We start from the raw sequence: 10,726 nt of genomic DNA, 5'->3' as shown, positions 1-10,726 counted from the left end.
CCTCCGCCTCCAGCGGCAGCGAGGCCGACACATGGTCGCTCAGGATGTCGCCCGGTGCGTGCACGGCGAAGAGCCCGGCATCCGAGTTGCCCTGCACCGCGGCGATGCGGGAGGTGCCCTCGGTGACGGCGGGCCAGGCGGGGACGGCGAGGGTGGCGGCCACCGCGATGCCGGCGGTGAGCGCACGGGTGGAGCGGGGCAGACCGTGCTCGCGGACGAGCTGGATGAGGAAGGCGACGAGCCAGACGAGCACGAAGCTGAGGCCCGCCATGCCGACCCAGGCCACGAGATCGGTGAACGGGCTCTGCGACTGCGACATCGCGACCCTCCCCCAGGAGAAACCGCCGTAGGGGAAGATCGCGTTCACCCCCTCGCGGAGGGTCCAGAGGCCGGCGACGACGAGCGGGACGATGAGCAGGCGGCCGACGCGGCTCGGCCAGGCACGGTCGGACCGCCGGTAGACGAGGGCGATGAGCAGCGCGCCGAGGGCGAAGTAGACGGCCTCGAAGCCGGTCAGCCCGATCCAGGGCAGCGGGCCGAGGTAGAGGGTGAGCCAGATGATGTGCGTTCCCCAGAAGGTCGCGCCGGCCACGAAGCCCACGAGCAGGGCGCTCCCGGCTCGCCGTCCGATCAGCGCGACGAGGATGATGCCGGTGCCGAGCAGCGTGAGCGGCCACCAGCCCTTGTCGGGGAAACCGGCGTCGAACGCGATCCCGGCGCCCACCGCGGCGAGCACAGCGAGCCAGAGCGGGAGCAGCGGGCGCACGAACGCGCCGTCGGCGCGGGGAACGGCAGGCGCAGAGAGGGCCCGGGAGGCGGGAGCGCTCACGCTCACGCCACCGACGAGTAGGCCACGATGCCGCGCCGCACCACGTCGATGGCCGAGCGGGCCGTCGTGGCGAGGTGCGCATCCGGAGTGCCCTGCAGCTGATCGAGCAGGTCGATGGTCTGCTTCGTCCAGCGCACGAAGTCGCCGGCCGCCATGTCGGCGAGCATCAGCACCTCGTCGAGCCCTGCGCCCTGCGCCCAGCGGTGCATGGCCGTCGCCAGGCCGGTCGAGACCGTCTCGGAGCCGGGGAGCCGGTGGTCGCGCTCGACGTCGTCGATCGTGGCCCAGAGCGTCTGGGTCTCGTCGAGCGCCTTGCGGAAGGCGCCGCGGGGCAGGTAGCGATCGGAGGAGTCGCCGTCGTCGCGGCGGGGCTCGTAGACGAGAGTGCAGGCGATCGCCGCGAGCGAGGCGGCGTCGAGCTCGTGCCAGACCTTGCGGCGGATGCACTCGGCCACGAGCAGGTCGCGTTCGCCGTAGATGCGCTTGAGCGTGTGCCCCTGCCGGGTGAGGCTCGTGACGCCGTGTTCGTCGTTCTGCAGGTAGTCGAGGCCGAGCAGCACGTCGGTGACGCGGTCGAAGACCTTCGCGATGACGTTCGTGCGGGTCTGGATCTGCTGCGTGAGCTTGTCCGTCTCACGCTTGAGCTTGAACCAGCGCTCGGCCCAGCGGGCGTGCGACTCGCGATCCTTGCAGCCGTGCACGGGGTGGGAGCGGAGCTGGCGCCGGAGCGAGGCGATCTGCCGCTGCCGCTTGTCCCGCTCACCCCGCGGTGTCACGTCGGCGCGACCCGCGCCGGAGCGCTCGAGGTCGGTGAGCTCGCGACGGATGCGGGCGTACTCGCGGAAGTCGCCGAGGTGGCAGGTCATCGCCTTCTCGAAGCCCGCGAGCGACTCCTCCTGCTGGCGCACCTTGCGCGCCAGGTCGACCACGGCGCGGTCGGCCTGGAACTGCGCGAACGACGACTCCAGGATCTCGCGGGCCCGGGATCGCCCGAACTGGTCGATCAGGTTGACGGCCATGTTGTAGGTGGGCCGGAAGCTCGAGTTGAGGGGGTACGTGCGGCGCGAGGCGAGCGACGCGACCTCCTGGGGGTCGAGCCCCTCGCGCCACTGGATGACGGAGTGGCCCTCGACGTCGATGCCCCGCCGGCCGGCACGACCGGTGAGCTGGGTGTACTCCCCCGCCGTGATGGGCACGCGCGCCTCGCCGTTGAACTTCTCGAGCTTCTCGAGCACCACAGTGCGCGCGGGCATGTTGATGCCGAGCGCGAGGGTCTCGGTGGCGAAGACGACCTTCACGAGCTTCTTCTGGTAGAGCTCCTCCACGACCTCCTTGAAGGCGGGGAGCATGCCGGCGTGGTGGGCGGCGACGCCGCGCTGCAGCCCCTCGGTCCACTCCCAGTAGCCGAGCACGGCGAGGTCCTCGTCGAGCAGGGTGCGGCAGCGGTCGTCGACGATGCGGCGGATCTCGTCGCGCTCCTCCGCGGTCGTGAGGCGCACCCCGGCCCGCAGCACCTGCTTGACGGCCTGGTCGCAGCCGACGCGGCTGAACACGAAGAAGATGGCGGGCAGCAGCCGGTGCTCCTCGAGCAGCGCCACCACATCGGGGCGGTCCATCCGCTCGAAGCCGTCGTGGCCTCCCCGGTGGTAGCCGCCGCGGCCGCCCCCGCGACCGCCGTTCCGACCTCGACCGCCGCCACCACCGCCGCCGCGCCCGCCGCTGTAGCCGCCGCGATTGCGGTCGGCGCCGAGCGAGGCCCCGCCCCGCACCAGCTGGGCGAGCTCCGGGTTGACCCGGTTGGTGGCCGCCCGGCCGGTGGAGTCGAACAGGTCGAGCAGCTTCGTCTTCACCAGGGCGTGCTGGTCGAGCGGAACCGGGCGCTCCTCCGAGACGATCACCTCGGTGTCGCCGCGCACGGCCTGCAGCCAGTCTCCGAACTCCTCGGCGTTCGACACGGTGGCCGAGAGCGACACCAGCTTCACGCTCTGCGGGAGGTGGATGATGACCTCCTCCCAGACCGCGCCACGGAAGCGGTCGGCGAGGTAGTGCACTTCGTCCATCACCACGAAGCGGAGGTTCTTCAGCAGGTCGGAGTCGGCGTAGAGCATGTTGCGCAGCACCTCGGTGGTCATCACCACGATGCGCGCGTCGGCGTTGACGTTCGTGTCACCGGTGAGCAGGCCCACCTCATCCGGCCCGTACTCGGCCACGAACTCGTTGAACTTCTGGTTCGACAGCGCCTTCATGGGGGCCGTGTAGAACACCTTGTCGCGCGCCGACTGCATGGCGAGGTGCACGGCGAACTCGGCCACGACGGTCTTGCCCGCTCCGGTCGGCGCCGCCACGAGCACGCTGCGGCCGTCCTCCAGTGCTCCGGCGGCCTCGATCTGGAAGGGGTCGAGGTCGAAGGCCTGGGCGCTCCGGAAGATCTCGACCTGAGGGTGCCCGGCGCGCTTGCGACTTGCGGCGAACCGTTCGGCGGGGCTCAGCATCTCGTCCGTCTCTCCGGCGGGCATCAGACGGCCAGCTCGAGGTCGAGGCGGGCGGCGATCCGGGCGGCCCGCCGGTCGTGCAGCCAGGCGATGCCGGCGGCAAGGAAGTACAGCCCGATCATGGGGATCGCGAGCAGGAACATCGACATGACGTCGGCCGCCGGCGTGGCGATGGCGGTGAAGAGCGTGACCGCGAGGATGGCGATGCGCCACGATTTCAGGATGGCCTTCGCGGTGAGCACCCCGGCGAAGTTCAGCAGCACGAGGAACACGGGCAGCACGAACGCGATGCCGATGGCCAGCACGAGCTTGAGCACGAAGTCGAAGTAGGAGCGCGCCGTGAGGAGCGCCGTGGTGCCCTCGGGGGCGAAGCCGGTGAGCAGGGTCACCATGTGGGGCAGCACGAACCAGCCGGCGGCGCAGCCGGCGAGGAAGAGCGGGACGGCGGCGGCCACGAACCCGATCGCGTAGCGCTTCTCGTTCTTCTTCAAGCCCGGCATGACGAACGCCCAGAGCTGGTGGAGCCAGACCGGCGACGAGATCACGACACCCACGGTGAAGGCGATCTGGATGCGCAGGTCGAACGCCGACGAGACGTCGGTGAAGTTGAGGCTCGCGTTGCGGTTCTGCTCGGCCGCGAGCTCGGAGATCGGCCGGATCATGGCCGCGAGCACGAAGTCGGAGACGAGGAAGCCCGCGATGCTGCCGATCACGATCGCCAGGGCGGCGAGGAAGAGGCGCTTGCGCAGTTCGATCAGGTGCGCGCCGAGCGACATCCTGCCTTCACGGGAGCGCTCGGGCCGCGGTGGCTTGACGGCCACGTGGCGCTACGACTTCGAGGTGTCCGAGGTGCTTCCCGGAGCCGGGGTCGTGCCCGGTGCCTGGCCCTCGGCCGTGTTCGTGACCACACCGGCCTCCGCCGCCTTGTCGGCTGCGCTCTCCTCTTTCATGGCCTTGGTCTCGTTGCGGAAGATGCGCATCGACTGGCCGAGGCTCTTCGAGAGAGCGGGAAGACGGGTCGCGCCGAACAGGAGCAGGATGACGACCAGGACGATGACCAGGTGCCACCCGTTGAGGTTAGCGAACATGGGATCTACTTCCTTAGCGTCGGGATCGTCGGCGGATTGATCAGTAGTTTACCCCGCGCGAGTCTGGCTTCCCTGCGTGCCTCCCGCAGACGCCCCCTGCGCTCCTTGTGAAGGTCGTGACGGCGGGCCATCGCGGGATAGCCGAGTGCGATCGCCCGCTCGGGCCGCTCGAGCGCGAGCTCCTCGACGTTCTCGTTCAGCTGCGCGACTTTGTCGCCGAGCTCCTCGAGGGCGCGGAACACCGCGACGCCCTTCTTGAACAGCCGCCAGCCGAGCCAGGCGAGCATGCCGAGGAGGCCGAGGACCAGGACGGTCCAGATGATCAGCCACGCCCACCACGCCATGTCGTCCAGCCTAGAGGGAGTTGTCAGCCGTCGTAGCGCGCGAGCGCGCGGCTCGCCCAGTCGACCACGGCCGCGCGGGCCTCAGGCGGGTCGACGACGGTGACGGCGGACGGCCTCGCGGCGGCCAGGCGGGTGAGTCCGTTGAGGTGGGCCACCCGGATGCGCGCCCGCACGCGGTCTCCCACCGGTTCGAGTCGGCGGGTGTCGACACCCGCCATGAACTCGCCGAGCAGCGCCACGGCATCCGGATCGACGTCGACGGTCACCACGAGATCGTCGTCACCAGCCTGGAACAGGCTGTCGCCGAGCGGCAGGTCGCCGTGCTCCTCGTCGACGGGGCGGTCGGTCACGGTGACCCCGGTCATCCGGTCGAGCCGGAAGGTGCGCACCGCCTGGCGGAGGTGGTCCCAGGCGCGCAGGTACCAGTTCTCGTCGTCGGAGTCGATGCGGAGCGGATCGACCTCGCGGCGCTCGGCGGAGCCCCGCGACGAGAGGTAGTCGAACTCGAGCCGCACGCCGCGCGCGAGAGCGTCGCGCACCTCGGCGAGCGAGCCGGTGGAGTCGCTCGAGGCGATCGCGACCTGGCTCGGGCTCTCGGAGGCCCCTCGGGCGAGCTTGTCCATGAGCGAGGAGTAGACGCCCTGGTCGACGTTCTCGGGCAGCGCCTGCAGGTATTGCAGCCCGGCGATGAGGGCGGCGGCCTCGCGGGCCGAGAAGCGCGGCGAGTCGTCGAGCGCCACCCGGTGGGTGATCACGATCTCGTCGTGCTCGTCGAAGGCGTCCCAGGAGATGTCGAACAGGTCGCCGTGCTGGTACTGCGTGGTCTCCCCCGGCACGCCGGAGACGGCGATCAGGGAGACGGCGTCGCGGATCTGCTTCTCGCTCACCTGGAAGTGCGCCGCCGCCTCGGCCACGGTCACGCGACCGGCGTCGAGCACGTACGGCACGAGGGCGAGGAGGAACGTGAGGCGGTCCTGGGCGAAGGCGAGCGGTTCGGCCGCCGCCTTGGCGGGCCGGTCGCGGTCAGCTGCCATCGGAGTCACCTCCTGACCCGTCGGAGTGGGCGTCGACGGCCAGCCGGAGTCGCGCCTTGACCGCCTCGACGAGGTGCTCGGGTGAGCGCACGAGCACCTCGGGCCCGAACCCCGCGAGCTCGTCGGCGAGCAGTGCGGCGTCGGTGAAGTGGAGGGAGATCACGCCATCGGTGCTGAGCGTGGCTCCGCGGCGACGGCTCAGCCGCACCGCGGCATCCATGCCCGGCACGACCTCGATCTCGGCGACATTGGCCTCCCACAGGGCGTCGAGCTCGGCGAGGGCCTCGGCGGCGTAGTCGCCCGGCGCGAGCTCGAGCGGCTGGCGGCCCAGCTTGACGGCTCCCGAGATGCGGGAGAGGAGGAAGGTGCGCGGCTCGCCGACGCCCTGGTCGAAGGCCTTGAGGTGCCACCGGCCCTGGTGCTGCACGAGGGCGAGCGGCCGCACGGTGCGGAGTCTCGCCGCGGCGCTGCCGGGCTTCAGATAGAGGAAGGTCGCGGTGAGGCCTCGGGCGAGTGCGTCAGAAAGCGGACCGAATGCGGCGTCGCGGGTGCGGATGCGCGGGGCGTAGCCGAGAACGGGCTCGGTCGTGTCGGCACCGATCGACCGCAGCTTCAGCAGCGCCCGCCTCGACTCGCGCGACAGCGAGCCCTCGCGCCACGCCATGGCGGCGAGGTTCAGCAGCGTGATCTCCTCGGGCGAGAACGAGATGTCGGCGGGAAGCTCGTAGGCCGCCCGTGGGATGCGGTAGCGCAGGCTCTGGTTGTTGCCGGGGTCGCCCGGCGCCTCGAGCGTCTCCAGCGGCACGCCGAGCTCGCGGATGTCGTCCTTGTCGCGCTCGAACTGGCGCTCGAGGCTCGCGTTGTCGCCGTGCACCTCGAACCGCTGCCGGTAGCCCTGCACCGTCGAGAGGATCTCGTTCTTCGTGAGACCCGACTCGGTCGCGAGGAGGGCGAGCACCAGGCTGAACAGACGCTCCTCCACCGGTACCGGCGGGACGGCACGATTCTCGGAGGGCACGACTGAATCCTAGGCCGCTCGGGATCAGCTCGCGGGCAGGACGCCCACGATGTCGATGACGTACGCCGTGGCCGATCCGCTGCCGTCGGGCACCACCGCGATCACCTCGGATCCGACCGTCTGCCCCACGAGGAACTCGGAGATGCCGGCGGGCTGTCCGGCCGACGCGGCGGCGGTGTCCTCCGTCATCGTCCAGACACCGGGCGTGCCCTCCTCCCAGGTCGAGCTCGTGACCTCGCGGGTGCTGTAGGAGACGGCGGTCGACTGCACGACGACGGTGTCGCCCGTGGCGATCTCGGCGCCGTCGCCCTTCTTCAGCAGGGCGCTCTTGGCCTCGTCCGGAGCCGTCTGCGATCCGATGGTCACACCGGGGCGGCCGTCGGCGGCGTGCACGACGGCGGGGAAGCCGGACTGCGCGGGCTGGGTGGTGCCGTCGGCGGCCTGCGGGAACGCGGCGCTGATGTCGAAGACCATGACGATGGAGCCGGGGGCGCCAGCGACGATCTGGGTCGCCTCGTCGTTCGGCAGCACGACGACCGTGCGCTGACCGGCGGTGCTGCAGAGCAGGGCGTTGCGGAGACCGGTGGGCAGTCCCTCGGAGACCACGAGCGCGGTGGCCTGGGTGGCTCCCGCGGGCTGGCCGCTCTCGCCGTCGTAGATCGTGTACGAGCCGGCGATCGTGCCGCCGATGCCGATGGGGTCGCCCTCGCCCTCGGTGAGCACCGAGGCCTGCGCCTTCTCGACGACGAGCGGGAACGGGAAGGTGGCTGCCGGGTCGGCTCCCATCGCGCCGTCGGCGGTCACGATCGAGCTCGCACCGCCCGAGGGGGTGACCTTCGAGCAGTCGGGTGCGGCGGGTGCGCCGCTGCAGCCTGCGAGTGCGACCAGGAGGCCGGCCGACAGGGTGAGCGCGAGAGACTTGCGCACGGATCCTCTTTTCCTGCGTTCGACGAGCCGTGGGCCCGGTGAGCGAAAACTATCCTATTCGACGGCGTCGCCGGTGGCGTCCGCGTCGGGGGCGGCACCCGTCTCGCGGGTGTGTCCTGATTCCCGGGCTTCCCGGGCCAGCGCCGCGTCGGCGGTCGCGGTGGCGGCGCGCACGCGCTTGCGGAGGCTCTTGGCGCTGATCCCCCGCTCGCCGAGGGCACCGGGGGTCCAGGCCTCCATGTCCTCGTCCGAGAAGTCGCTCTTCGAGGCGCGGCGCTTGAGCTCGGGTAGCACCGCTCCGGGAGCGAGGCGGCGGGCCGAGACGAGGAAGCCGGTGTGGCCGATCATCCGGTGGTCAGGGCGCACGGCGAGGCCCTCGACGTGCCAGCCGCGCACCATCGTCTCGTTGGGCACGGGGTTCGTGAAGAGCCCGGTGTCGCGGATCGCCTCGACCACGCGGGAGAGCTGGGTGACGGTCGCGACGTAGCAGAGCACGACTCCGCCGGGCTTCAGCGCGTCGGCCACGGCGGGGATGCACTCCCAGGGTGCGAGCATGTCGAGCACGACGCGGTCGACGGAGTGCGCCTCGTGGGTGGCGGGGAGGGCCTCGACGAGGTCGCCGACTGTCACGGTCCAGCCCTCGGGCACGCCGCCGAAGTAGGCCGCCACGTTGCCGCGCGCCACATCGGCGAACTCGTCCCGGCGCTCGAAGCTCGACAGCCGGCCCGTGGGGCCGATGGCGCGGAGGAGCCAGAGCGAGAGCGCACCGGATCCGACACCCGCCTCCACGACGGTCGCGCCGGGGAAGACGTCGGCCTGGGCGAGGATCTGCGCCGCGTCCTTCGGATAGATGATGGCGGCGCCCCGCGGCATCGACATCACGAAGTCGGTGAGCAGGGGCCGGAGTGCCAGGTGCTCGACGCCGACCGAGTTGGCCACGACCGAGCCGTCCGGGAGCCCGATCAGGGTGTCGTGGTCGATGAAGCCGCGGTGGGTGTGGAAGACCTTGCCGGATTCGAGGGTGATGCTGTTGAGCTTCCCCTTCGGGCCCGTGAGCTGCACGCGATCGCCCTCGCGGAACGGGCCGCTGTAGTGCACGGTGCCCTGCTCGCTGCCGCTGCCGCTGCCGCTGCCCTGCTCCGTGCCGCTCATGCGCGCACCAGCATCGCGCCGAGCTCGGCGGCGCGATGGCCGTCGAGGGTGGGCCAGACGACGTGGGCCCCGGAGTCGTCGAGCGGCAGCAGGTGCTGCACGCCCACGACGGCGGCGCCCGAGGCGACCGCGGAGGTGACCCCCGTCACCGAGTCCTCGATGGCCACGCAGCGGCTGATGTCGACGCCGAGAGCGTCGGCCGCGCGGAGGTAGGGCTCGGGGTGCGGCTTCATCTCGGTCACGTCGTCGGCCGAGACGACCGCTGCGAACGGCTCGAACGGGAGGAGCCCTGCGATGTGGTGGGCCATCCGCCCGATCGACATCGTCACGAGGGCCTGGGGCACGCCGGCGTCGTGCAGCTCGCGCAGCATCTCGACGGCTCCGGGGCGCCAGGGGGCGCGCTCGGTGACCTGGTCCATCACGCGGGAGGAGAGGAGCTCGATGATCGCGTCGCCCTCCATCCGCACGCCGAACTCCTGCAGGATGCGTGCGGTGCGGTCGAGGCCCGAGCCCACGAGGGTCATGGCCGCCTCGTGCGTCCAGGTGCCGCCGTAGGAGGCGACGAGCTCGCCCTGGGCGATCATCCAGTAGGGCTCGGTGTCGACGATGGTGCCGTCCATGTCCCAGAGCACGGCGAAGGGGGCGGGAGCGGGATCGGTTTCGGTCACGGGCGACAAGTCTACGGTGTGCCGCCTATCCTTGACTGATGGCAGCCGCACCGTGCGGTGGTCCCGGAAGCTGGTGAGGTACCCATCACGGTGACAGACAACGGATTCCTGCACGGCAGGCTCCTCCTCGTGGCGTTCGAGGGCTGGAACGACGCGGGCGAGGCCGCGACCGGCGCACTGAAGGTGCTCCAGGAGCAGCTCGAGGTCGTGCCGATCGCCGAGGTCGACGCCGAGGAGTACTTCGACTTCCAGTTCAACCGGCCGAACGTGACGGTCGACGACGAGGGCAAGCGCGTGCTCGTCTGGCCCGGCGCCACGGTCTTCGGTCCGGGCGACGAGGCGGAGTCGCGCGTCTACCTCCTCATCGGCTCCGAGCCTTCGCGCAACTGGCGCTCGTTCACCGCCGAGATCATGGCCACGGTCGTGGCGGAGGACATCACGGGCGTCGTGCTGCTCGGCGCGATGCTCGCCGACGTTCCGCACACCCGCCCCATCTCGATCTTCTCCACGAGCGAGAACCCCGTGGTGCGGAGCGAGCTCGAGATCGAGCGGAGCACGTACGAGGGTCCCGTCGGCATCCTCAGCATCCTGGCCGATGCCGCGGAGCAGCTCGGCGTGCCGACCGTGTCGGTGTGGGCATCCGTTCCCCACTACGTGCACAACGCCCCTTCGCCGAAGGCCACGCTCGCGCTCCTCGACCGGCTCGAGGAGCTCATCGGCGTGAGCATCGACCGCGGCGAGCTCGCCGACGAGTCGTCGGCCTGGGAGACGGGCATCGACGCCCTCGCGGGTGAGGACGAGGACATGGCGGCCTACATCCAGCAGCTCGAGCAGGCGCGCGACACCGTCGACTCCCCCGAGGCGAGCGGCGAGGCGATCGCCCAGGAGTTCGAGCGCTACCTCCGCAAGCGCGGAGACGGCCGCGCCGGCGGCGACGGGCGCGCGGGTGGCGACGGCCGCCCCGACGAGCCCTGGCGCCGCGACTGACGCGGTCCCACCCCGCCCGTCCGTCTCGCCGCGACTTGACAGTAGTCGCGCTCAAAGCCGCCGACTTGACACATCTTGTGTCAAGTCGGCGCTCTTACGCGCACCTACTGTCAAGTCGCGGCGAGACGGGGCGCCGCAGCGGGGGCGGGCCGGACGCGGGCAGGCCGAGCGCGCGGCGGGCCGGCGG

Annotated in this window: 10 protein-coding genes and 1 pseudogene; 1 reads left to right on the top strand and 10 read right to left on the bottom strand. The window is 71.2% G+C overall.

All coding sequences use genetic code 11. The annotated features are described in order from the left end of the window. The 10 genes and pseudogenes from Q0D57_RS16835 to Q0D57_RS16790 form a co-directional block, all read right to left on the bottom strand. Nucleotides 1-829, bottom strand: a pseudogene (locus Q0D57_RS16835) (apolipoprotein N-acyltransferase); the annotation flags it as partial. Nucleotides 830-831: 2 nt separating this feature from the next. Next, complete coding sequence (locus tag Q0D57_RS16830) at nucleotides 832-3,321, bottom strand: DEAD/DEAH box helicase (RefSeq protein ID WP_291046220.1); 2,490 nt, start codon at nucleotides 3,319-3,321, stop codon at nucleotides 832-834. Nucleotides 3,322-3,344: 23 nt separating this feature from the next. After that, nucleotides 3,345-4,097, bottom strand: a complete 753-nt coding sequence (gene tatC, locus Q0D57_RS16825; RefSeq protein ID WP_291046218.1) for a twin-arginine translocase subunit TatC — start codon at nucleotides 4,095-4,097, stop codon at nucleotides 3,345-3,347. 51 nt (nucleotides 4,098-4,148) lie between these two features. Beyond that, nucleotides 4,149-4,409: a Sec-independent protein translocase subunit TatA gene (gene tatA / locus Q0D57_RS16820; RefSeq protein ID WP_291046199.1), complete on the bottom strand. Its 261-nt coding sequence runs from the start codon at nucleotides 4,407-4,409 to the stop codon at nucleotides 4,149-4,151. A gap of 5 nt (nucleotides 4,410-4,414) precedes the next feature. Next, nucleotides 4,415-4,753, bottom strand: a complete 339-nt coding sequence (locus Q0D57_RS16815) for a hypothetical protein (protein ID WP_291046196.1) — start codon at nucleotides 4,751-4,753, stop codon at nucleotides 4,415-4,417. A 23-nt stretch (nucleotides 4,754-4,776) separates the two neighbouring features. Beyond that, nucleotides 4,777-5,787: a WYL domain-containing protein gene (locus Q0D57_RS16810; protein ID WP_291046194.1), complete on the bottom strand. Its 1,011-nt coding sequence runs from the start codon at nucleotides 5,785-5,787 to the stop codon at nucleotides 4,777-4,779. Then, entirely contained in the window at nucleotides 5,777-6,805 is a 1,029-nt protein-coding gene (locus tag Q0D57_RS16805) for a WYL domain-containing protein (protein WP_291046192.1), read from the bottom strand. Before Q0D57_RS16805 ends, Q0D57_RS16810 begins: the two co-directional genes overlap by 11 nt. Nucleotides 6,806-6,829: 24 nt before the next feature. Next, nucleotides 6,830-7,732, bottom strand: a complete 903-nt coding sequence (locus Q0D57_RS16800; RefSeq protein WP_291046191.1) for a hypothetical protein — start codon at nucleotides 7,730-7,732, stop codon at nucleotides 6,830-6,832. Nucleotides 7,733-7,786: 54 nt separating this feature from the next. Then, the gene (locus Q0D57_RS16795) at nucleotides 7,787-8,884 is read right to left on the bottom strand and encodes a tRNA (adenine-N1)-methyltransferase (RefSeq protein ID WP_291046189.1); all 1,098 of its coding nucleotides are present in this window, start codon (nucleotides 8,882-8,884) and stop codon (nucleotides 7,787-7,789) included. Next, the gene (locus Q0D57_RS16790) at nucleotides 8,881-9,552 is read right to left on the bottom strand and encodes an HAD family phosphatase (protein WP_291046186.1); all 672 of its coding nucleotides are present in this window, start codon (nucleotides 9,550-9,552) and stop codon (nucleotides 8,881-8,883) included. Before Q0D57_RS16790 ends, Q0D57_RS16795 begins: the two co-directional genes overlap by 4 nt. Nucleotides 9,553-9,642: 90 nt before the next feature. Here Q0D57_RS16790 and Q0D57_RS16785 point away from each other — a divergent pair, with 90 nt between their 5' ends. Continuing rightward, nucleotides 9,643-10,539, top strand: a complete 897-nt coding sequence (locus Q0D57_RS16785; RefSeq protein WP_291046183.1) for a PAC2 family protein — start codon at nucleotides 9,643-9,645, stop codon at nucleotides 10,537-10,539. The last annotated feature ends 187 nt before the right edge of the window (nucleotides 10,540-10,726 follow it).

It is taken from the genome of Herbiconiux sp. (assembly GCF_023264895.1).
GTDB lineage: Bacteria > Actinomycetota > Actinomycetes > Actinomycetales > Microbacteriaceae > Herbiconiux.
Note: the sequence above shows the minus strand (reverse complement) of the source record. Positions and strands in the feature narration are given on the sequence as shown.

Bases quoted from the DNA above. Each gene is read 5' to 3' on its own strand.
- Q0D57_RS16830 (WP_291046220.1), bottom strand. From the start codon at position 3,321: ATGCTGAGCCCCGCCGAACGGTTCGCCGCAAGTCGCAAGCGCGCCGGG.
- Q0D57_RS16815 (WP_291046196.1), bottom strand. From the start codon at position 4,753: ATGGCGTGGTGGGCGTGGCTGATCATCTGGACCGTCCTGGTCCTCGGC.
- tatC (WP_291046218.1), bottom strand. From the start codon at position 4,097: ATGTCGCTCGGCGCGCACCTGATCGAACTGCGCAAGCGCCTCTTCCTC.
- tatA (WP_291046199.1), bottom strand. From the start codon at position 4,409: ATGTTCGCTAACCTCAACGGGTGGCACCTGGTCATCGTCCTGGTCGTC.
- Q0D57_RS16795 (WP_291046189.1), bottom strand. From the start codon at position 8,884: ATGAGCGGCACGGAGCAGGGCAGCGGCAGCGGCAGCGGCAGCGAGCAG.
- Q0D57_RS16810 (WP_291046194.1), bottom strand. From the start codon at position 5,787: ATGGCAGCTGACCGCGACCGGCCCGCCAAGGCGGCGGCCGAACCGCTC.